At 70.2% G+C, this 20,234-nt stretch carries 17 protein-coding genes and 2 pseudogenes; 10 read left to right on the top strand and 9 right to left on the bottom strand.

Annotated elements, in window-relative coordinates; genetic code table 11:
* Position 1 precedes the first annotated feature (1 nt).
* A pseudogene (locus MSPGM_RS23440) lies at positions 2–1,107 on the bottom strand (efflux RND transporter periplasmic adaptor subunit).
* A 247-nt stretch (positions 1,108–1,354) separates the two neighbouring features.
* Between MSPGM_RS23440 and MSPGM_RS23450 the strand changes: the two are divergent.
* Together MSPGM_RS23450 and MSPGM_RS23455 are read left to right on the top strand one after the other, a co-directional pair.
* Positions 1,355–1,768, top strand: a complete 414-nt coding sequence (locus MSPGM_RS23450; RefSeq protein WP_003601635.1) for a hypothetical protein — start codon at positions 1,355–1,357, stop codon at positions 1,766–1,768.
* A 99-nt stretch (positions 1,769–1,867) separates the two neighbouring features.
* A complete protein-coding gene (locus MSPGM_RS23455; RefSeq protein ID WP_003601634.1) occupies positions 1,868–2,389 on the top strand; it encodes a hypothetical protein in 522 nt (173 codons plus the stop codon).
* A gap of 12 nt (positions 2,390–2,401) precedes the next feature.
* Here the strand turns inward: MSPGM_RS23455 and MSPGM_RS23460 are convergent.
* A pseudogene (locus MSPGM_RS23460) lies at positions 2,402–4,239 on the bottom strand (pyrroloquinoline quinone-dependent dehydrogenase).
* A 190-nt stretch (positions 4,240–4,429) separates the two neighbouring features.
* On the opposite strand from MSPGM_RS23460, the gene MSPGM_RS23465 reads away from it, so the two are divergent.
* Complete coding sequence (locus MSPGM_RS23465; protein ID WP_003601632.1) at positions 4,430–4,702, top strand: hypothetical protein; 273 nt, start codon at positions 4,430–4,432, stop codon at positions 4,700–4,702.
* Between the two features lie 43 nt (positions 4,703–4,745).
* On the opposite strand, the gene MSPGM_RS23470 is transcribed toward MSPGM_RS23465, so the two are convergent.
* The 6 genes from MSPGM_RS23470 to MSPGM_RS23495 all read right to left on the bottom strand — a co-directional run bounded on the left by MSPGM_RS23470 (position 4,746) and on the right by MSPGM_RS23495 (position 10,767).
* Positions 4,746–5,891, bottom strand: a complete 1,146-nt coding sequence (locus MSPGM_RS23470) for a sensor histidine kinase (RefSeq protein WP_003601631.1) — start codon at positions 5,889–5,891, stop codon at positions 4,746–4,748.
* A gap of 299 nt (positions 5,892–6,190) precedes the next feature.
* The gene (locus MSPGM_RS23475; RefSeq protein WP_003601630.1) at positions 6,191–6,577 is read right to left on the bottom strand and encodes a hypothetical protein; all 387 of its coding nucleotides are present in this window, start codon (positions 6,575–6,577) and stop codon (positions 6,191–6,193) included.
* Between the two features lie 141 nt (positions 6,578–6,718).
* The gene (locus tag MSPGM_RS23480; RefSeq protein ID WP_003601629.1) at positions 6,719–9,070 is read right to left on the bottom strand and encodes a xanthine dehydrogenase family protein molybdopterin-binding subunit; all 2,352 of its coding nucleotides are present in this window, start codon (positions 9,068–9,070) and stop codon (positions 6,719–6,721) included.
* On the bottom strand, positions 9,067–9,543 hold the full coding sequence (locus MSPGM_RS23485; protein WP_003601627.1) for a (2Fe-2S)-binding protein: 477 nt from the start codon (positions 9,541–9,543) through the stop codon (positions 9,067–9,069). The genes MSPGM_RS23480 and MSPGM_RS23485 overlap by 4 nt, the downstream gene beginning before the upstream one ends.
* A 426-nt stretch (positions 9,544–9,969) precedes the next feature.
* The gene (locus MSPGM_RS23490; protein ID WP_003601624.1) at positions 9,970–10,314 is read right to left on the bottom strand and encodes a hypothetical protein; all 345 of its coding nucleotides are present in this window, start codon (positions 10,312–10,314) and stop codon (positions 9,970–9,972) included.
* Positions 10,315–10,569: 255 nt separating this feature from the next.
* Positions 10,570–10,767 carry a hypothetical protein gene (locus tag MSPGM_RS23495; protein ID WP_003601622.1) on the bottom strand — a complete coding sequence of 66 codons (198 nt, stop codon included), beginning with the start codon at positions 10,765–10,767 and terminating at the stop codon, positions 10,570–10,572.
* Positions 10,768–11,113: 346 nt separating this feature from the next.
* Between MSPGM_RS23495 and MSPGM_RS23500 the strand changes: the two genes are divergently transcribed.
* Positions 11,114–11,359: a hypothetical protein gene (locus MSPGM_RS23500; RefSeq protein WP_003601620.1), complete on the top strand. Its 246-nt coding sequence runs from the start codon at positions 11,114–11,116 to the stop codon at positions 11,357–11,359.
* 158 nt (positions 11,360–11,517) lie between these two features.
* On the opposite strand, the gene MSPGM_RS23505 is transcribed toward MSPGM_RS23500, so the two are convergent.
* Entirely contained in the window at positions 11,518–14,466 is a 2,949-nt protein-coding gene (locus tag MSPGM_RS23505; protein WP_015857564.1) for a phosphoenolpyruvate carboxylase, read from the bottom strand.
* Positions 14,467–14,592: 126 nt separating this feature from the next.
* Between MSPGM_RS23505 and MSPGM_RS23510 the strand changes: the two genes are divergently transcribed.
* The 6 genes from MSPGM_RS23510 to MSPGM_RS23535 all read left to right on the top strand — a co-directional run bounded on the left by MSPGM_RS23510 (position 14,593) and on the right by MSPGM_RS23535 (position 20,040).
* Entirely contained in the window at positions 14,593–15,159 is a 567-nt protein-coding gene (locus tag MSPGM_RS23510; RefSeq protein ID WP_003607132.1) for a hypothetical protein, read from the top strand.
* Positions 15,156–16,028, top strand: a complete 873-nt coding sequence (locus MSPGM_RS23515) for a hypothetical protein (protein ID WP_003607133.1) — start codon at positions 15,156–15,158, stop codon at positions 16,026–16,028. Before MSPGM_RS23510 ends, MSPGM_RS23515 begins: the two co-directional genes overlap by 4 nt.
* 8 nt (positions 16,029–16,036) lie before the next feature.
* Complete coding sequence (locus MSPGM_RS23520; RefSeq protein WP_015857565.1) at positions 16,037–17,710, top strand: SDR family oxidoreductase; 1,674 nt, start codon at positions 16,037–16,039, stop codon at positions 17,708–17,710.
* A complete protein-coding gene (locus MSPGM_RS23525; protein ID WP_003607598.1) occupies positions 17,707–18,147 on the top strand; it encodes a cupin domain-containing protein in 441 nt (146 codons plus the stop codon). Before MSPGM_RS23520 ends, MSPGM_RS23525 begins: the two co-directional genes overlap by 4 nt.
* A 134-nt stretch (positions 18,148–18,281) precedes the next feature.
* Positions 18,282–19,499 carry a Gfo/Idh/MocA family protein gene (locus MSPGM_RS23530; protein ID WP_015857566.1) on the top strand — a complete coding sequence of 406 codons (1,218 nt, stop codon included), beginning with the start codon at positions 18,282–18,284 and terminating at the stop codon, positions 19,497–19,499.
* A 97-nt stretch (positions 19,500–19,596) separates the two neighbouring features.
* Positions 19,597–20,040 (top strand): DMT family transporter, encoded by a 444-nt coding sequence (locus MSPGM_RS23535; protein ID WP_003601895.1) that lies wholly within the window; start codon positions 19,597–19,599, stop codon positions 20,038–20,040.
* Positions 20,041–20,234: the final 194 nt, after the last annotated feature.

The following is a 20,234-nucleotide window of genomic DNA, read 5'->3' on the forward strand; positions in this document are numbered from 1 at the left end:
CTCAATCGTCGTCCGCATCCGAGGACTGGATCTGCCCCTTCAGCTCCTCGGAGAGAACCGCCTGCGGCCCGGTCACGACGATCTCCGCCTCCGCGCCGAGATCGTCCACGACGTAGGCGTCGGCCGAGATCGGCGCGTCGGCTCGGAGGGGATGGCGCGCAAAGGCGTCGTCGCCGACGCTCCGGTAGATCCAGGCGCCGCCCTGCCAGTGCACCACGGCGCTTTCCGGCACGGCGATGCCCGTCGTCTCGCGCTCCGAAGTCAGGAAGGCGAGCGTGCTCATGCCCGGCAGGAGCCCGCTGTTGCCGGCCACGGTGTAGAAGTAGCTGACGCCCTGAATGCGCTGGTCGGTCCGGGTCGCGGGCGAGACGTAGCGCAGCGCGACGCGCTCGCTCTGCGGCGGCACCTCGGCATGGGCCGTGCCGGGCGGCGCCCGCAGCGTCTCGCCGGGCGGCAGCGTCACCTGCACCAGGAAGTCGGTGCGCTCGATCAGCCGGGTGATGACGGGCGAACGCTCGATGATGGCCCGCCCGATCACCGTGCCCCATTCCTGCTGCGCGGTGGCCGCGAGGGTCCGGACCTGCGACTGCGCCGCGGCGAGCGCCGCCTCGTCCGTGCGGAAGGTGCCCTCGGCCGTCTCCAGCTGCACCTGTGTCGCGTACTGGCCGAGGCTGCGCGCCCGGGTGTAGGCGGCGCGCGAGACTTCCGCCTTGGCTTCGGCGGTCTGCAACTGCGCCCTGGCGCTGGCGTAGCTGTTGGTGAGTTCCGTGACCCGCGCGAGATCGAGGACCGAGCCGAAGGCCTGGACCTCGATGCGGTGGGGCATCCGCTTATGGCGCGCCGTTGCGACGCCGATCCGCGCCTGCTCCGCATCGGTCAGCCGCACGACGGCCTGACCGCCTTCCACCGCGACTCGCGAGGGCGGGGGCTCGGTGCGGTCGGCGGCTGATTCGCCGCGGGCGTCGTCACCCCGGAAAACCGATCATGCAGGTCCGAGAGGATGGGGCCGGCCTTCACGCGCAGGCCGATGCCGGCTTCGGTCAGCGTGAGCGCACCGAGCGCACCCGCGCCGAGCGCCAGCCCCACGGGCAGGACGACCCGCCGCATCACCACGCCTCCACAGCCCTCGCGTTCTCTGCGCGATTTGCCACTTTTGCCCGGTTTGTTCAGCGTGGTCTACCGGGTTCTTGTGGCTTGATCCGCTTGGAACGGGACAGCGCCGCGACGGCGGCGGAAGACGCGCCCTGTCGGCGCGTCGAACGGTTCTGCGCGCCCGATGTCACCCGCCGGTACTGGACAGGCCGGTGCAATCCGCCGATGACAGCTAACCTGTCCAAGAGAGTCGTTGAGAGCCGTGCGCGCGGTAAAGAAGTTTCTGAAGAAGCTGAGTCTGTCGGCCCTGACGACGCGGCGAGCGCCGTCGTCGATCGTTCGCACCCCGCTGCCGGGCTTCGATCCGATCTATTACCTGTACTGGTATCCGGACGTGCGCGCGTTTCCGCAGGGGCCGCTGGTCCACTACATCCATTACGGCTGGCGCGAGGGCCGTGACCCGAGCGCCGGGTTCAGCGGCGAGGGCTACCTGAAGGCCAATCCGGACGTGCGCGAGAGCGGCTGCAATCCGCTCGTGCATTTCGTCGAGTGCGGCCTCGCCGAGGGCCGGAAGGGCTGGCAGAAGAATCCGGACGCGCCGCCGCCGAAGCCGCATCCGATGGGTTACCAGTCGGGCAAGCTCCTGCCGCCGCCGACCCGCCCTGCCGGCAGCTGAGGCCCACACCGGAACCGGTCTGCAAACCTGGTCCTGTTGACGAGAGGGGCCGGCTGTGGCTGTAGGCCCCATTGCGTCCCGTTTGGTTGAGAATCCGTCATGTCCGAAGGCGATACGCTGGCCAAGGCCCTGGCCGATGTCCGGCAGCGGATGACCGATCTCCAGGCTGAGTACGACCGCGTCTCCGGGGAGCTGACCAAGCTCCGGGCCGCGGAGAAGTCCCTCGCTTCCATCGTGGAGGGTGGCCCCTTGGAGCTGGTCGCGAGCGGGCGCGGCGCGGTGGCACCGGCGTTTCCCGGTGAGGCGCGTTCGACCCGCGGCGGCGGACGGGGTAGCCGCGGACCGCGGGCCAACTCGGCCAAGGGGCGGCTGAAGGCTCTCCTGGAGGAAGCCGGGCCGCAGGGCCTGTCGCATGCCGAGATCTCGCGGCGCCTGCCCGATGTCGCGCCCAACACGCTCAACACCTATCTCAGCGTCATGGCCAATAGCGGTGAGGCGGTGCGCCGCGGCGACTTCTACGCGGCCGGAACCCCCCGCCCCGCCTCCGACGAGACGCGGGAGGACGAGGCGGACGCGCACGAGCCGGATGATGGGGACGAGGAACCTGACGCCGCGGAGTGAGGCGCAGGCCCGCTACTCGGGCAGCGCGAACACCACGAGCGCGTCGCCCGTGCCGAAGCCCGACCCCTTGGTGAAGGAGGCGCCGCCCGCGGCGACCGCCACGTATTGGCGGCCCTCGACGGTATAGGTGACCGGCGGTCCGCCGATCCCCGCCCCGCACTGGAAGCGCCAGAGGATCTCGCCGGTCTTCGCGTCGTGCGCGTCGAGATGGCCGTCCTCCTCGCCCGAGAAGACGAGGCCGCCCGCGGTGGCGAGAGTGCCGCCGGACAATCGGCTTCCCGCCTTACGCGACCACGCCACCGCCCCGCCCTGCGCGAGATCGACCGCGGTCAGCGTCGAGAAGGTCGGCTCGCCCTTGGCTTCCCCCGTCTCGGTGTAGCGGATCTCGCCGCGTCCGCCCGCGGCCGGCGCGGTCTTCACCGTGTAGGTCGCCGCCCCGTGCCGCACCTGAGCGAAGGCGCGGCCGCTGCCCGCATCGTAGGCCACCGGATGCCAGGAGACCGCCCCGAGGGGGCCAGGGCTGACCACTGTACCCTCCGGGCTCGGGGCACGAACAGGTTCTTGTGGGTGATGAGCGGGGCGGATTTGGCGATGAGCCGCCCGTCGGCGCGGTCGTGGACATAGATCCAGCCGAGCTTGCTCGCCTGCGCCACCGCCTTCACCGAGCCCTTCTCGGTCGGGTAGTCGAGGAGGAAGGGCGGGCTCGCGACATCGTAGCCCCACTGCTCGTGCGGCACCTGCTGGAAGTGCCAGCGCAAGCTGCCGGACTTCACGTCGAGGGCGACGAGGCTCATCGTGTAGAGGTTGTCGCCCGGGCGCGTCAGGCCGAAATTCTGCGGCGCCGGATTGCCGGTGCCGAGATAGATCAGCCCGAGATCGGCATCGTAAGCCGGCGTCATCCAGAGCGAGCCGCCGCCGACCTTCCAGGCTTCCCGGTGCTCGGGGGCTGCGGCCTTTTCCGCGGCGATGTCGCGGTGGAGCGGGAGGCCGTCCGCGGTCTTCTCGACGAAGCCGCCCTCCCAGCCGTCGGCCTTGGTGACGTACCAGCGCCAGCGCTCCTCGCCGGTCTTCGCGTCGTAGGCGGCAAGCCAGCCGCGCCGGCCGTAGCCGCCCTCGATCCCGACCACCGCGCCGCCGTCGAGCCCACCCTTTTCGTCCTCAACATGGAGTCCGTAGCCCGCCCCGGTCACCCCGACGATGACGAGGCCGTCGGCCACCAGCGGCGGCATCTTGAAGCCGAGGCGGCTCGAACCTTGGACCGGCTTGTCGCCCAGGCTCGCCGCGAGCGCCGAGGCGGTCTCGGACTCGCCCTCCTCCGGCCGCACCGCCTCGCGGTCCCAGACCAGCCGGCCGGTCTTCGCGTCCAGCGCGATGACGCGCCCGTCCATGGTCGCCTCAAAGACGAGGCCGCCCGCGACCGCCACGCCCCGGTTCGAGGGCGGGCCGAAGATCTTCTCCGTGCGCGCCTTGTGGGTATAGGTCCACAGCGTCTTGCCGGATTTCGCGTCCAGCGCCGCGACGTGGTTGCCCGTGGTCGAGACGTACATCACGCCCTCGATCACCACCGGCTCGGCCTGGAAGGTGCCGGTGATGCCGGTCTGGAAGATCCAGGCCGGGCGCAGGCGGCCGACATTGCCGCGGTCGATCTGCGCCAGCGGCGAATGATGGGTATTGCTGGCATCGCGCCCGAAGGCCGGCCAGTCGCCGGACGGCCGGACGGTTTCCTGCGCGGAGGCAGGCCCCGTTGGCAGAAGGTTCGCCGAAACGAACAGCAGGGCGGCGAGGCCGGCGCGTCCCGGATTCGGATGCGTGCTCCGGCGCTCGGCAAGCGTCTTCGTGCGGCGTGTCACTCTGCTTCTCCCGTGCTTCCCTTCCTGGTTACGGTGGGGCGGCGATCCTGTCGAACGGCGAAAGCGCTTTGGCCGCACGACTTTCTCGGACCCAACATCCGTTTGCGTGGTTCTTCCATCACAGACCGACCGCCGGCCTGCTCGACGGGCACTCAAACGGCGGTCCAATCACTCGATACGTGAGGACTTGATGCGAACTCTGATCCTGGCCGCGACGCTTGCGGCTTTCGCGGGCCCGGCCTTCGCCCAGACCACGGCACCGACGGCGCCTCAGTCCGGTGCCCCCGTGTCGGGTGGCCAGAACAACACGGGCGCCGATACGAACGTCACCATCCCGCGCGGCAGCACCGGGGCGGACACGGTGCAGACCAATTCGGCGGCCGGCGGCAATGCCAACCAGCCCTCGCGTGCGGTGCCCCAGGGCAGCGGCGGCGGCGGCAGCGGCAGCGCCGGGGGCAACTGATTCTCGAAGCGTGACCCGGGCCGGTGCTCTTACCGGTCCCGGATTACCCGCGCGGCGCCATCCGCAGCTCGAACTGGGCGCCCTTGCCCGGCCTCAGCGTCAGCGTGCCGTCGAGTTGTCGGGACAGATTGCCGACGACGCGCATCCCAAGGCTCGCACGGGTTTTCAACGGGTCGAAGCCCGGCGGCAGGCCGATGCCGTCGTCGCAGACCGAGACGGTAAGCCCGCCATCCTCGCGCATGACGGCCTCGACGCGAATCTCGCCGTGCCCGTCGGGATAAGCGTATTTGATCGCGTTGGTGACGAGTTCGTTCACGAACAAGCCGAGCGGAATTGCGAGATCGGCCGGCATGGTCACGGCTGCGGCGCGGCAGACCAAAGCATGAGCGCCCGCGGTTTCCGTGAGCTTCTCGCATAAGGCTTCGAGGAAGCCGGCGACGTCGATGCGCGTGAGGTCCGGCTGACGCCAGAGCTGGTCGTGGACCTGGGCCACCGCCTCGACGCGGGCGCGTGCGTCGGCCAGAGCGCTTTTCACATCCTCGTTGTCGGTGCCGCGCGCCTGGAGCGCGAGAAGCCCCGCGACCACGGCGAGGCTATTCTTGACCCGATGGCTCATCTCGCGGCTCAGCAGGTCCTGCCGCTCCAGGGCGACCTTGAGCTGCGCCTCCGAGCGCTGACGCTCGATCGCGCTGCCGAGCAGGTTGGCGAAGCCCTGCATGAAGGCGATGTCGGCAGGGCCGAACATGCCCTCGCGGGTGTCGTCCACCTCCAGGACGCCGTAATGCCCCTCGCGGTTGGTGATGAGCACGTTCACCGCCCGGCGGATGCCGTGGCTCGCCATCAGTTCCGGCGTGCGAAAGCGCGTCTCGTTCTCCAAGTGATTGGAGATGACGGGGCGACCCGTCTTCAGGGCGTAGCCCGCGGGCGAGGCGAGGTCGGCGCCGACGACGGCGCGCCCGATGCAATCCGGCTCCCAACCGATGCCGGCGCATACGAGGAGCATGTCCTGCGTCGGCTGATATTCGAGTGCCTTGCAGAACTGCGCGTTCATGCCCTCGGCGCAGAGTTCGGTCGCCCGCTGCAGCAGCGGCAGCAGTTCGGTTGCGCGCAGGGCCTCGACGCCGAAATCGGACAGGATCGCCTGCTGGCGCAACCGGAGGTCCAGAACCTCCGGTGAGATCTCGGTCATGCGGTCGTCTCTGGGTTCCCGAAATGGGGGCTCACGCGCGAACAATGCGCGGTTGCAGACGACGGTGTCGGCAATGTGAGAAGGTTGGGTGCGCGGAGGAAAAGGGAAGGACACATGGGGGCGGAAAGGCGCGATTGGTCCGCTCCCTCCCTCCGTAACCCGGTCGAACCTTCAGAACGCGATGCGTTCCGCTCCTCGAGATCATCCTGGATATCGGATCCAGGACGATGCTCGAGCTTCCCGTTTACGCATCATTTTTTCGAAAAGCCGGCCGCCACCTTTCGGAATGATGCGCTGGCTCAGGGCTTGGCGTTGAGGAGCTTTTCCGCGCGGGCGATGGCAGCCTCGCAAGCCGCAGCGTCGCCCTTGCCGTCGGCCGTGCGGGCCTCTTCCAGGGCCACCCGGGCCTGCTGAGCCTGATCGCCGCCCTTTCCGGCTTCCGCCGACTTTTCCGGGGGCGCCTCGCGCGTGTCGGTCTGGCCGCCGGTGCCGGTCTGGCCTTCGCCCTCACGGTGAGCCGCGATGGTCTTGCTGCCGGTCGAGGCGGCGATCGAATCCGAGGCCTCGGACTTCGCCCGGCCGTCGAGTTTGGCGATCTTGTCGGAGCAGGGCGAGGCGAGCACCGGGCCGGCCAGCAGGATTCCGGCCAGCGACAGGCCGAGGGTGAGGCGGGCGGTGGATGTCATGAAGCGTGGGTCCTCGTGCAACACAGATGCCTGTGAAAGTCGCGGAGGGGTCTGAGAGTTGCCGGCACGGCCGATCCTCGTCCCCTCGACCTTCGGACGGCGCCCTCCCCCGGTGAAGGGGAAGGGCGCCGGCCGGCGACCTCAGGTGCTGAGCTGGTCGCGCAGCGGCAGCTCGCGCACCCGGCGTCCGGTGGCGGCGAAGACCGCGTTGGCGATGGCCGGCGCGACCGGGGGAACACCCGGCTCGCCGACGCCGCCGAGCGGGCTGTCGTAGTTGTTGGACGGCACGAGATGCACCCGCACCACCTTCGGGGCGGCGTCGATGCGCAGAACCTCGTAGCCGTCGTAGTTCGACTGCTCGGCCCGGCCGTTCTTGAAGGTGATCTTCGAGGTGAGGGCGAGGCCCATCCCCATGACCACCGCGCCCTCCATCTGCGAGCGGACGCGCTCCGGGTTCACCTGCGGTCCGCAATCGACGGCGATATCGATGGCGTGGACCTTCACTTGGCCCTTGTCATCGACCTCCACCTCGGCCGCGACCGCAGTGTAGGTCACGAAGCTGTAGTGGCCGGCGATGCCAAGGCCCCGGCCCTTCTCCAGCTTGCGGCCCCACTTGGCGCCGTCGGCCACCGTCTCGATGACGCGGCGCAGGCGGCCGGTATCGACGGGGTAGCGCTTCGGATCCTCGCCGTAGTTCCAGACGTCGCCGATCTCGGTCGGGTCGATCTTCCGGGCGGGGCCGATCAGCTCCAGCAGGTAGTCCTTCGGGTCGCGGCCCGCGGCATGCGCGAGTTCGGCCACGAAGGACTGGATCGCGAAGGCGTGCGGGATGTTCGAGACCGAGCGGAACCAGCCGATCCGGGTATGGGCGGAGGCTTCCGGGTTCTCGAACCGCAGGTTCTTCAGCGCCAGCGGGTTGTTGACGAGGCCCATGCCGAGCTCGAACGGCAGCTCGTGCTTCGGGTCGGGCGCGAAGATCGAGCCGATCGTCGGCGCCACCGAGCGGTGGAGCCACGCCACCGGCATGCCCTTCTCGTCGACGCCGGCCTCAATCCGCTCGACCGAGATGGTGTGGTAGTAGCTGTGCTGGATGTCGTCCTCGCGGGTCCAGACCAGCTTGACCGGCTGACCGTCCATGGCCTGCGAGCAGAGGGCGGCCTCGACCACGTAGTCGGGCTTCGACTTGCGGCCGAACCCGCCGCCGAGCAGCGTCACGTTCACCCGCACCTTGTCGGCGGGCAGGTTGAGGCGCTTCACCACTCGGTCATGGGCGGCCTGCGGCCCCTGCGTGCAGGCCCAGATCTCGCAGGCGCCGTCCTTGATGCGAGCGACCGCGGCCGGCGGCTCCATCGGCGCCTGGGCGAGGTGGGGCACGAAGTACTCCGCCTCGAACTTCGCCTTGGCGGTCTTCATCGCGCCATCGACGTCGCCCGCGACCCGCACGACCTTGCCGGGTGCGCGGGCAGCCTTCTCCAGCTCCTTGCGGAAGGCGGTGGTGTCGTAGGACGCGTTCGGGCCGTCATCCCAGGTGATCTTCAGGGCCTCGCGGCCCTTCATCGCCGCCCAGGTGTTCTTGGCGATCACCGCGATGCCGCCGAGCGGCATGAACTCGGACGGGATCTCACCGCCCTCGATTTTGATGATCTTGACGACGCCCGGGACCTTCTTGGCCTCGGTGTCGTCGAACGAGACGACTTTGCCGCCGTAGACGGCCGGACGCGCGACGAGGGCGTAGAGCATGCCGTCGAGCTTTACGTCGAGGGCGTAGATCGCCTTGCCGGTGGTGATGTCGTGGTTGTCGATCAGGCCGATCTTGCCCTTGCCGATGTAGCGGAAGGCTTCCGGCTTCTTGAGCTGCACGCTTTCGCGGGCCGGCACCGGCAGGGCGGCGGCCGCCTCGGCGACGTCGCCGTAGCCGAGCGTACGGCCGGACTTGGCGTGGGTCAGGACGTGGTTCTCGGCCTTCACCTCACCGGCCGGCACGCCCCATTGCTTGGCGGCGGCCTGGATCAGCATCAGCCGCGCGGCCGCACCCGCATGGCGGAAATGCTGAAAGAAGTGGCGGAGCGAGCGCGAGCCGTCGGTGTCCTGGTTGCCGAAATGAGTCTCCTCACCCCAGGCCTGGACCACCTTCACCTTCGACCAATCGGCCTCCAGCTCGTCGGCGACGGTGAAGGCGATCGAGGTGCGAACGCCCTGGCCCATCTCGGAGCGGTGGTTGGTAACGGTGACGGTGCCGTCCTTGGCAATCGCGACGAAGACCTTCGGATCGTCGCTCCAGCCGTTCGGCATGCCGTCGGCGCCGAACTTCTTCGCCTTCTGCTCCTCGGTCTGGCCCTCATCGGCCTTGGCACGGTCCGAGAGCGAAAGGGCGAGCACCAGGGCGCCCATGCCGCCGAGGATGCCGCGGCGGCTGACATTGTCGATCCGGACCGGGCCGGCGGCGTTCTGCGAGGCGGCGAGTTCGGCCATCAGCTTGGCTTCGTGAATCACAGGCGATCTCCCTTGGTGGCGGGCGCCTGACCGGCAGCCTGATGGATCGCGGCGCGGATGCGCGGATAGGTGCCGCAGCGGCAGATGTTGCCGCTCATGTTCTCGTCGATCTGCTGGTCGGTCGGCTTCGGGCTGTCCTTGAGGAGGGACGCCGCCTGCATGATCTGACCGGTCTGGCAGTAGCCGCACTGAGCGACATTGAGGTCGCGCCACGCCACCTGAACCGGGTGATTGCCGTCGGGCGAGAGCCCCTCGATCGTCGTGATCTCCTGGCCTTCCGCCGCGGAGACGGGGGTGATGCAGGCCCGCGCGGCGGTGCCGCCGAGATGGACCGTGCAGGCGCCGCACTGGGCGATGCCGCAACCAAACTTGGTGCCGGTGAGGCCGAGTTCGTCGCGCAGATACCAGAGCAACGGCATCTCGGGATCGCCGTCGAAGCTGCGTTCGGCTCCGTTGACCGTGAGTTTTATCATCGCTGTCATCTGCCGTTTCAGGATGGAGGGCGCGCGAGCGGAGGGAATGCCCGCCCGGCGGCCAGATCGATCTGCCGTCCCCAGGGATGCCGTACCGGGACCGGCCCGAAGCCCGACAGGCGGGTGGGGCGGTGCCGTGGCGACCGGTTTCACGGGCAAAGCCGTCCGGCTCTTGGTGTGCCTGCCGTCGGCCACAGCGTTTTCGCTGCGCCACGACAATGCGGAGGCCGCAGGACGGCCTCAACTGCATTTCTTATCTGGAATTAATCAGAACTGGGATGCTCTGGCAATCGCGCGACTCGGTTGTGTCCGTCACATCGGGGTCGCGGGGCGGGTATCTGCCGCGGTCCGGGCGATCGCCTGAAACCGTCTGTGCGGTCGCGCACACGGGCTCTGTAGCAAATGCTGGTTCGGTCGGCCCGATGCTCACCGACGCTCGTGCTCGGCTCTCAAGGCTGCGGGTAAGGCCGTGTACCACGCGGCGTAGGGCGTGTTGGCGATCATGCGCCGGTTGAGGTCGGGTGCGCCGTCCGTCCACCAGACCGGACCGCGCTCGCCGAGCCCATGCTTGGCCGCATCCACGGCCGCGCGGGCGCGCACGAGTGCCGCCTCGTCGCTGGAGCGCTTGGCGGCGCGCACGGCGCGGCGGGCATCCATCAGGTCGCGGACCAAGCGGTCGCGCTGCGTCGGCTCGAGATCGGGCCGATGGCGCCGCCACAGCCGGCCATGCACGACGATGTAGCGCCCATCCGGCGTTTCCAGCACCCGCATCGCCGCTCCTTCGCCCTGATTGGTGGCGTGCATTCTCAAGCGCATTCCGACGAAGTGGTCACGGTTCGTCGAAGGAATGCGCGTCAAACAAGGACTGAGAGTCGTATCGGCCCAGATGCAGGCCGGCCAAATACGACTCTTAAGACACCCTGTCGCCGATCCCGAATTCTGCGACCGCGACGGTCTCGCGGAGGTATCATGAGAGGGATCGAGACGGGGACGCGTGGCCTCGGGTGAAGGTTCCGGGGCGGCGCCTCAGGCGAAGTCGCCGATCTTGTCGGCGACGACGTCGGGCGCGGTCACCGAGGCGTGGCCCGCCTGCCAGAGACGGTGATCGTCCGAGCCCGACGCATGCGGGTTGCTCTCCGCCTCCTCGCGCCGCTCGCCAGCCCGGCGGCCATCGCGATAGGCGGGCTCCTTGGTCTCGTCCCAGTCGATGCCGATGCCGTCCATGGTGCCCCCTCCTCTCGCGACCCGCAGCCCTCGCGCCGGCAAAATGTATCGCTGCCCGCGCTGATGGCGAGGGGCGCGCCGGAACAACCGCGCCACGCTGCCCGCCAAGCGCGGTTTGCGTTCGGACGGGGTTCACTTAAGCCGCGCTTGGTGTCTCTCACAGAACGTCCGGCGCACCGTCATCCCCGATGGGGTAACGGTCGGTGACCGGGCGTTTCGTGAGACACGCTGAAGGCTGCCTTCCGCCGGAGACGGGACGGGGTGGCGCGCGTTTCATCCGTGAATCCGCATGGCCGGCCCGGCCGGCAGGATCACCCAACACCGAGTACGGCCCCGAGGACGCCCGATGAGTCGCCTGGACGAACTGAAGAACGACCCTGCCTTCCGCCAAGCCGTCCTCGCGGTGCGCGGCGCGGCCAGCACCCTGAGCGGGCGGGCGATGACCCACGAAGAGGCCGAGCTGCTGGTGAGCTTCGCGCTCGCCACCTACGCCAATGCCGGCGGCCTCGCCGAGCCGAGCCTGAGCCGGCTCGCGCGCTTCGCCGGCAAGGTCGAGCCCCATGAGAGCTTCGAGAGCATGATGAAGCACTGAGGCCGGCTCGAGCGCATTCCGACGAAGCGGTCGCTGGCTCGTCGAAAGAATGCGCGTCGCGACAATGACCCAGAGCCGTATCCGGCCTGACGCAATCAGGTCGGATACGGCTTTTGGGGGGCAACGAGCCCCCTTGCTTTTGTCCTTGCCTCTCGCCCTCAGCCGAACGCGCCAACCTCGTGCTGGATGATCCCCGAGATCTCCCGCACCCGCTCGAACATCCGGCGGATCGGGCCGAACAGCGTGTTGTGCTCGGTCTCGTAGGTGCCGACGTCGCGCGGGCCCGGCGGCTCGCCGAAGTTCAGGCCGAGCGTCGGGTCGGGCGTCACGGGGTAGATCTCGTCGAGCAACTTCAGGCAGCCGTCGATGTCGAGGCGCAGGAAGCGTTCGAGCAGCGCTTCGCGGGTCAGCCCGGCCTGCGGGCGGAAGCTCGGAATGTGGGCGGCCAGGAACCAGATCCGGTGGATCAGCGCGAGGCGGATCGCGTGGAGCAGGGCGAGCCGGGTCGACATGGTCGCGAGATCCGGCGCCGCCGCCTGGAGCGAGAGACCGTCGCAGGTCAGCCGTCCGAACAGGCGGCGCAGGTCGGGCGAGAGGTTCAGCCGCTCCAGCGCGGCGGCGATGGTGACGAGCTCGTCGCGCCGGGCGTCGCGCCGGGTGCGGCGGGCCCGCTCCAGCCACACGGCCGGATCGAGCGTGTCGATATAGGCGCGCATCACGTCGAGGTCGCCGACGCTGGCGGCGTGCTGAACGAGGCGGAAGGCGCGGGAGAAGCGCACCGAGTTCGTCCTCATGTGGCGGAACAGCTCCGGCGCCCGGTGCGCGGCGCGGCCGACGCCGTGCAGCGAGTTCGCGAGATAGCCGAGCTGCTGCAGGATCGCGTTGTTGGGGATCGCCCGCATCTGGCGCGGATGGGTGATCGCGGCCGGTCCGCCGCCATCCGACTGGCGTGCGACGGGGCGCGAGCCGGTGCGGTCGATCAGGCTCGGGCCGAAGGTGCCGAGAAGTGCCGCGTAGCCGCGGTCGTCGACCAGGGTTTCCATGTCCTGGCGCACGACGCGGAAGAACTCGGCGGCAAAATCCGCCTCCTCGTAGATCGGATCCGTGGTGGGGGCCGCGGCCCGGTCGTTGAGCGCGTAATCGGCGAAGGCGTCGTCCTCGGTCAGCGCGTCGGCGAAGACGTGCTCGGCGATGCGCGCCACTGAGGCGCCCGCGAGTTCGGGCGAGCCGAACATCAGGTAGCCGTCCGAGCCCTGGAAGCTCGATTCGAGCCGCTCTCGGATGCCCGCCTTGGCGTTGCGCTGGCGCGCATCCTCCGGCGCGAGATAGGCGAGGCGGTCGCGCAACGAGGTTGGATGGGCGCCGCGGCCGATCGATTCGCCGTGGGTATCGAAGATGACGAGTTCGATGTCCGACAGGCCGTTCTGCGTCATCAGCTCGGTGATGCGTAGGCGCAGGCGCTCGATCCAGAAGGTGGCGGCCAACTGGCCGACATAGCGCCCGGAATCCGAGTAGCCGAACTGGACCGAGAGCCGGCCGAGCCGCTTGAGGTGGGCGCGCCAATGCGGGTTGCGCAGGGCGTCGTCGAGGACGCGGATGCCCTGTTCGAGCGCGCTCGCGGTCTCGAACAGCGGCGTGATCTCGAGCTTGTCCGAGATGCCGTAATGGCGCGCGAGCCAGAGCGCCGCGAGCAGGGTGTAGCCGGTCTCGGTCTCGGCGATGAGGAAGCGCACCGGGTGGGTGCCGTCGACATGCTTGAGGATCTGCGTGATCGTCATCATCAGCCGCGCGGCCGAGGCGCGCTCGGCGGCGAGTGCCCCGAAATCGACGGGCACGGGGCGCACGTCGTTAAGCAGCGTGTTGATCGCCGAGAGGTGCGAGCGCCTCTGCGCCGCGTCGGTCGGCTCGCCCTCCAGATCGATGACCCGGCGCACCGCGTTGTGGATCTGGCTGGCGTTGAGCCGGAAATGCGGCAGGGCGTTCGAGAGGCCGTGGGCGGCAATGCCGGAGCGCAGCACGGCGATGGTGCGGCGGTCCGCATCGGTCTCGGCGGCACCGATCGCGGCGGCCAGCCCGGCCAGGATCGGCCCGGCATCGGTCTGCGCGCGCTCGCGCTCGATGATGAGGGCCAGTGCGAAGCGGTGGACCGCCTCCAGCGAGGGCTTGGTGCCGAGCAGCGGCGCGCCCGCGAGCTGACGCTCGACGGCATCCCGCGCGCCCGCGGTCAGCTCGCGCACCACGCGGGTGGCGGGGATGTTGGGCAGCTCGCGCATCAGCCGGTCGAACTGCATGCGCTTGGAAATCAGCCGGTAGCGCATCGTGTCCCACCAGCCGATATCGGTGCGACCGTCGGTGTCGCAGCCGACCCAGCTCGCGATGGCCAGCGGCTTGGGCACCAACTCAGTCCAGCGATCCGGCCAGCGGGCGCGGGCGGCATCGAGGATCGCGCCGTTAAAGGCGTCGATCGCCGCGCGGCCGTGGTTGGCGGCGACGCAGGCCTGCTCGAACTCGTCGTCGAGGCTGATCTGCGGATCGGGCCGGGTCGAGCGTGCGGCGGCCTCGCCGATGACCGGCGCGCGCCGGTCGGCGTCGGCGAGCGAGGCGGCCCGCGCGATCAACGCGGCCACGGCCCGCGGCATGCCGAAGGTGGGATGCGCCGTGAACACCGCCGCAAAAGCGGTGCGGCCGACGCGCTCGCGGAACGTCTCGAAATCGCCCGAGCCCCGCGCCACCGCCGCCACGAGCCGGTTCGCGACCTCGACCGCGGGCGCCGCCTCCCCCGTGGCGGCGTCGGCGTCGAGGCCGACATAGGCGCGCAGTCGCTCGGCCCGGTCTGTCAGCGCCCGCCGCCGCAGGGTGGCGAGCAGCGCGTCGAGATCCGGTTCGCCGATCTCGTCCCGGTCGAGTTGGCGGGTGATGGCCAGCGTCACGGCGAGAACGGGGTTGCGGAACGGGTCCTCGCTCGCCTGCTCGCGGGTGCGGGCGACGAGGTCGAGAAGTTCGGCTTCCAAATCGCGATCCGCGGGCCGTGCGGGCGCGGCCGTCGGGTGCCCGGATGCGTGCGTCGAGGGCTGCGGCGGGCCGGAGCGGGGGTCTTCGAGGGGCATCGAGCGTTCCTGGACGTGAGCGGCCGGTGACCGTCGGACGGCGGCGATTACGCGGTTCTCACCCTTCGGCTCGAGACGCAAGGACCGTTCCGGCAAGGGGGGTAGACCGGGTTGTGGAGGGGCGAGATGTCGGCGGGATCGCACGGCCTCGATCGCGAAACGGGCCTCCGACCCTCGCCCTCTCCCCGCGCGCTGGCTCGGCAAGGCCGAAGCCTGCTGCGCGTGCAACGGCGCGCGATCCGGTCTAAGGTCGGTCCGATCATGGAAACCCTGGTGATCCTTGCCGCGGCGGCGGCGACCCTGCTCGCCTGCGTCTTCGTGGTAACGCTCTCCAAGGGGCCGCGCCGGCCGCCCCTGCGCCTTCCCCGCGAGGAGGAATGGGACGACGATGCGGACGCCGTCGTGAAGGCGCTGACCCCGTCCCAGCCCAGCCCGATCGACCGCGGGGCGCAAGTGCTCGACGCCCGATTACTCGATGCCCAAGTGATCGATGGCTATATCATTGACGGTCACGTCATCGACGGCGAAACGGTCGATCCGCCCAAGGGCGGAGAGCCCCGAAAGTTCCAAGCGGAAGAACTCGATAGCCGGATGCTCGATCAACTTCTCGACCAGCAGAACCAAGTGCTGAAGCAGGCGCTCGAGCCGGACGCGCTGCGGCCGTCCGAGACGAAGGACCGGGCAGCCCGATGAGGCGGGTCGGCCTGCTCGCCGCCCTTGCGGCGACCTGGATGGCGCTTGTTCCCGGCCTGGTTTCCCCGGTCGTGGCACAGGACGAGGCGGCCCCGGACCCAGCCCCCGCCGAGGCGGTGCCGGACGCGCCCAAGCGCAAGATACGGCCCAAGCCTCGCCCGAAGCCGCAGGCCAAACCCGCGCCGGCCGAGACCGCACCCGCGAAAGCCGCCGACACGCCGCCCGCCGAGCCGGCCGCGAGCCCGATTCCCTCCGCCGTCCCCTCGCCCACGGGGATGAACTTTGCCGCACCGCCGGTTGCCTGCGATCCGGGCCAGGCTGTCCGCTATCAGGGCGATAAGAACCTCGAGCTGTGGGTGACCCGCAGCGGCCGCATCACCATCGACAACCCCTTGCGTCCGCTAACGCCCGACGTGACCCGCGTGCTGCAGGTCGTGGTCGCCGGCAAGGTCGCCACCGCCTACGGGCCGGACCTGCTGTCCCTGCGCCGTGGCGCCTCGCCGGCCACGCTGGAGGGGACCATCGGCGGCCGGATCCAGTGGGATGCCTCCATCGTGGCCCTCCCCGACAGCCTGCCGATCAACGCGGAGACGGGCAAGCCCCTGGCCGAGCTGCGCTTCCTCGAATGCGGCACCGCGCCCTCGGGCAAGCTCCTGCCGCCGCCGAAGGCCCGCCGCATGGCGCCGACCCCCGAAGCTGTCGCAGCGGAGGCTGAGAAGGCCGAAAAGGCTGCCAAGGCCGCCGCGCTTGCGGCCGCGAAAGCCGCGAGCGTGGGCCGGGCGGTGCAGCCCCCGACCGGCGGCGCCCCGCAAAATCTCACGCCGCCGCGGATGCCGGGCTCGGCCTTGCCGCAGGGGGCGATTCCCTGAGCGGAGCCGTGATCCTCGTGGTGGGCGGGGCCGGCGCCTTCGGGTCGCGGCTCGTCGCCGGGCTCGCCGCGACCACCGATCTCCGCGTGATCGTTGCCGGCCGCGATGTCGCCAAAGCGGAGGCCGTGGCACGCACCGTGCCGGACGGACGCGGGCGGGCGGCACGCCTCGACGCGACGGAGGTCAGTGCGGGTGAGTTGCTGGCGCTCGGCGCGACGGTCGTGGTGGACGCGGCAGGGCCGTTCCAGGGCGGGGCGCCGGTGCTCGCCCGCGCGGCGATCGAAGCGGGCCTGCCCTATCTCGATCTCGCCGACGGCCGCGACTTCGTGGCCGCCTTCCCCGCCCTCGACGCGGCAGCGCGGGCCAACGGCGTCGTTGCGCTGACCGGTGCCAGCTCGACCCCGGCCCTGTCGAATGCGGCGCTCGACGCGCTCACCGCGGGCTGGCGCACGGTCGAGACGGTGCGGGTCGCCATCGTGCCGGGTAACCGGGCGCCGCGCGGCCTCTCGGTGATGCGGGCGATCCTCTCCTATGCCGGGCAGCCGGTGCGGGTGCTGCGGGCCGGCACGTGGCAGAACCGGCCCGGCTGGGGCCTGCTCAGCCGGATCGCGGTGCCGGGCCTCGGCCGGCGCTTCGCCAGCCTGTGCGAGACGCCCGACCTCGACATCCTTCCCGCCCGTTTCCCCGCTTTGCGCACGGCCCTGTTCCGCGCCGGGCTCGAACTGCCCCTGCTGCATCTGGGCCTGAGCCTCGCGAGCCTGCCGGTGCGCTGGCGGCTGCTGCCCTCGCTCGTGCCCCTCGCCCGCCCCTTCCTGGCGATCGCCGGCTGGCTCGACCGCTTCGGCAGCGACCGCGGCGGCATGAGCGTCGAGGCGCTGGGAACGGACGCGACCGGGCGGCCGGTCCGCGCGGTGTGGAGCCTCGTCGCGGAGGCCGGCGACGGGCCCTATGTCCCGACCCTGCCCGCGCTCGCCGCGATCCGCCGGCTCACCGATCCATCCGCCGCACCGATCCCGCCCGGTGCCCGCCCCTGCGTCGGCGTGCTGTCGCTCGAGGCGATCGAGGCGGAGATGGCGCGCCTCGCCATCCGCACCCGCTGCGACATCGATCACCCCGCCCCGCTGTTCGCGCGGGTGCTCGGGGACGGCTTCGCGCGGATGCCCGAGGCGTTGCGCGCCGTGCACGGCGCGGTGGGCGATGGCGCCTTTCGCGGCCGGGCCGCGGTGGTGCGCGGGCGCGGCCCCTTGGTCGCGCTCGTCGCCGCGCTGTTCCGGTTGCCGCCCGCCCTGGAGGATGGGCCGATCCGCGTGACGATGGAGCCCGACCTCGACGCCGGTTCGGAACGCTGGACGCGCCATTTTCCGGATCGCCGCTTCTCCAGTCGGATGCGGCGCGCCGGCCCCGACGGGAGCGGGCGGGTGCGCGAGCATTTCGGCCCGTTCGCGATGGATCTCGCGGTGAGGGCCCATGCCGACGGGCTCGACATGGCGGTGACCGGCTGGCGGTTCGGCCCGCTGCCCCTTCCGCGGTTCTTGCGGCCGACGACGCAGGCCAGCGAGCGGGTCGATGCGCAGGGCCGCTTCCGCTTCGACGTGGCCCTGTTCCTGCCCTTCCTGGGGCTGCTGGTGCATTATCGCGGTTGGCTGGTCCGCTGCGACGAGAGGGAAGAAGAAACGCCATGAGCGACACGCAGACGGCCGCGCAGGTGATCGATGCCCTTGGGTTGAAGCCCCACCCGGAGGGTGGGCATTACCGCGAGACGTTTCGCGACCCCCGCACGGTCGAGGGGCGCTCGGTCGGCACCGCGATCTATTACCTGCTCGGGGTCGGCGAGACCTCGGCCTGGCACCGGGTGGACGCCGCCGAGATCTGGCACTGGCATGCCGGCGCGCCGATGGTGATCACGATGAGCCCCAACGGCCACGACGCCTCCGCCCACCATCTCGGGCCCGACCTCCTGCGCGGCCAGCGTCCGCAACTCGTGGTGCCCGCGGGTCACTGGCAGACGGCGACCAGCCTCGGCGCCTGGACGCTCGTCGGCTGCACGGTCTCGCCGGGCTTCGAGTTCTCCGGTTTCGAGATGGCGCCCGAGGATTGGCGCCCGACCCCGCGGAGTTGACGGGCAACCGGAGGTCCGCCCAGTGCGCTGTTCTACCTTGAGTTGATGACATCATGACGCAGCACGGAAAGCGCGAGTCGGGCGTTGCCGGTTAAGGCCGCGACGCCTTCGACCCTTTGCCAGGAGACCTCCGTTTGCGCATTCCCTCTCACTCCCGCCGCCTGTTCCTGGCCGGAGGAGCCGCCGGCCTCGGCGCCGCCATCGCCGGCAGCCGGGCCGCCGCGCAGGGCGGCGGGAGCGGTATCCCGACCGGGCCGGTCGGGCGGCCCGAGCCGAAGCTGGAGGCGGAGCCGCCTCTCCCGCTCGACCGCCAGGTCGGTTGGGCGGTGGTCGGCCTCGGGGATTACGCGCAGGGTTATGTCCTGCCCGCCCTCGCCCGTGCCCGCCGTTCCAAGGCGGTCGCCCTCGTCTCCGGCAGCATCGAGAAGGCGAAAGGCGTGGCCGCGCGCTACGGCTTGAAGGAGAGTGCGCTCTACGGCTACGACACCATGGGCCGGCTCGCCGAGAATGACGCGGTCGGTGTCGTCTACATCGTCACGGCCAATTCCACCCATGCCGAGCTGGCGGTGAAGGCGTTCGAGGCGGGCAAGCACGTCTTCTGCGAGAAGCCGATGGCGAATTCGCCGGCCGAGTGCCAGCGGATGATCGACGCCGCCAAGGCCGCCGGCCGCAAGCTGATGATCGCCTACCGGGCGCATTGGGAGCCGCACAACCTCCGCGCCAAGGAGATGCTCGACGCGGGCGAACTGGGACAGGTCTGGTTCGCGACGTCCGACCATCACCGGCCCCTCGACCCCGCGCTTCCCCGCGACCAGTGGCGGATGAAACGGTCGGTGGCCGGCGGCGGCTCGCTGGTCGATATCGGGATCTACAGCCTCAACGGGCTGCAATGGTTCTTTGGCGAGAGCCCGAACGCCGTCGCGGCGTCGATGCAGGCACCGCCCGACGATCCCCGCTTCGCGGAGGTCGAGAACGTGTTCACCGCCGAACTCGCCTTCCCCTCGGGCCGGCGGGCGACGATTTCCTCGGGCTACATGGCCAACAAGAAGCGGATCGACCTCTGGGGCGACCGGCTCGTCGCCACCCTCGATCCGGCCACCGCCTACCAGGACAACCGCCTCGTCGTCTCAAACGCGAAGCGGGCAGAGGAAATCCTGACGAAGGAGACGAGTGCTGCCCAGTTCACCGGCGAAATCGACCATTTCTCGCAGGCCGTGACGGAGGGCACGAAGATCAGCACGCCCGGCGAGATGGGCCTGCGCGACGTGCGCCTGATCGAGGCGCTCTACCGGGCCGCCCGCGAACGCCGCTGGCTTGATCTCAACCCGGACATGACCGTGCGCGGCGCCTGATCGTCTCTCACGAACCCCCGCACCGCCGCGCCCGGATGGGACACGATCGGGGGTCGGGCGTTTTTCGAGGCTTTCCGACACCCAGTGGAGCCGAACGATGCCGTTTCTCATCGCCGCCGCGGCCGCCATCGCGGGTATCCTCAACACGGTGCAGTCGGGCGCCAACGCCTCTCTGAACAAGGCGCTCGATCAGCCGATCCTCGCGGCCCTCGTCGTCACGGCGGCCAACGTCGCGGTTTATCTCGCGGCCGCGCCCTTCATCGGGATCGGCTGGCCGGGGAGCCAGCGGATCGCGGGCGTGCCGTGGTGGGCGTGGCTCGGCGGGGCGATGGGCGCGACCTACGTGCTCGCCACGATCTTCATCGCCGAGCGGCTGGGTGCGGCCGTGTTCACGGGCATCACGGTGACGGCCGCCATCATCACCTCGGTTCTGCTCGACCATTTCGGCTGGGTCGGGTTCGCCCAGCACACCGCCGACCCCTGGCGCATCCTCGGCTGCGCGCTGATGATCGGCGGCCTCGTTCTCGTCTGCCTGCGCTGACGCGGCGGCCCGTCGCTGCCGGGAAGCACCTTGCCGGATCGCGTGACGCCGAGATCGGCCAGAAGCCGCTCGTCGAGACCGGACAGGTCCTCCGCGATCGGCTCACCCCGCCGGTCGCGCGAGGCCGTCGGCCGGTATCGGTGCCATCCGGCCACGAGGCGAGCGATCTCCCGCTGCAGGGTCCGTCCAATCCA

This window comes from Methylorubrum sp. GM97, assembly GCF_024347855.1.
Lineage (GTDB): Bacteria > Pseudomonadota > Alphaproteobacteria > Rhizobiales > Beijerinckiaceae > Methylobacterium > Methylobacterium extorquens.

Excerpts from the sequence above, each read along its gene's own strand:
- MSPGM_RS23455 (WP_003601634.1), top strand. The coding sequence starts at position 1,868 with ATGTCCGAAGGCGATACGCTGGCCAAGGCCCTGGCCGATGTCCGGCAG.
- MSPGM_RS23465 (WP_003601632.1), top strand. The coding sequence starts at position 4,430 with ATGCGAACTCTGATCCTGGCCGCGACGCTTGCGGCTTTCGCGGGCCCG.
- MSPGM_RS23470 (WP_003601631.1), bottom strand. The coding sequence starts at position 5,891 with ATGACCGAGATCTCACCGGAGGTTCTGGACCTCCGGTTGCGCCAGCAG.
- MSPGM_RS23475 (WP_003601630.1), bottom strand. The coding sequence starts at position 6,577 with ATGACATCCACCGCCCGCCTCACCCTCGGCCTGTCGCTGGCCGGAATC.
- MSPGM_RS23485 (WP_003601627.1), bottom strand. The coding sequence starts at position 9,543 with ATGATAAAACTCACGGTCAACGGAGCCGAACGCAGCTTCGACGGCGAT.
- MSPGM_RS23490 (WP_003601624.1), bottom strand. The coding sequence starts at position 10,314 with ATGCGGGTGCTGGAAACGCCGGATGGGCGCTACATCGTCGTGCATGGC.
- MSPGM_RS23495 (WP_003601622.1), bottom strand. The coding sequence starts at position 10,767 with ATGGACGGCATCGGCATCGACTGGGACGAGACCAAGGAGCCCGCCTAT.
- MSPGM_RS23500 (WP_003601620.1), top strand. The coding sequence starts at position 11,114 with ATGAGTCGCCTGGACGAACTGAAGAACGACCCTGCCTTCCGCCAAGCC.
- MSPGM_RS23505 (WP_015857564.1), bottom strand. The coding sequence starts at position 14,466 with ATGCCCCTCGAAGACCCCCGCTCCGGCCCGCCGCAGCCCTCGACGCAC.
- MSPGM_RS23510 (WP_003607132.1), top strand. The coding sequence starts at position 14,593 with ATGTCGGCGGGATCGCACGGCCTCGATCGCGAAACGGGCCTCCGACCC.
- MSPGM_RS23515 (WP_003607133.1), top strand. The coding sequence starts at position 15,156 with ATGAGGCGGGTCGGCCTGCTCGCCGCCCTTGCGGCGACCTGGATGGCG.
- MSPGM_RS23525 (WP_003607598.1), top strand. The coding sequence starts at position 17,707 with ATGAGCGACACGCAGACGGCCGCGCAGGTGATCGATGCCCTTGGGTTG.
- MSPGM_RS23535 (WP_003601895.1), top strand. The coding sequence starts at position 19,597 with ATGCCGTTTCTCATCGCCGCCGCGGCCGCCATCGCGGGTATCCTCAAC.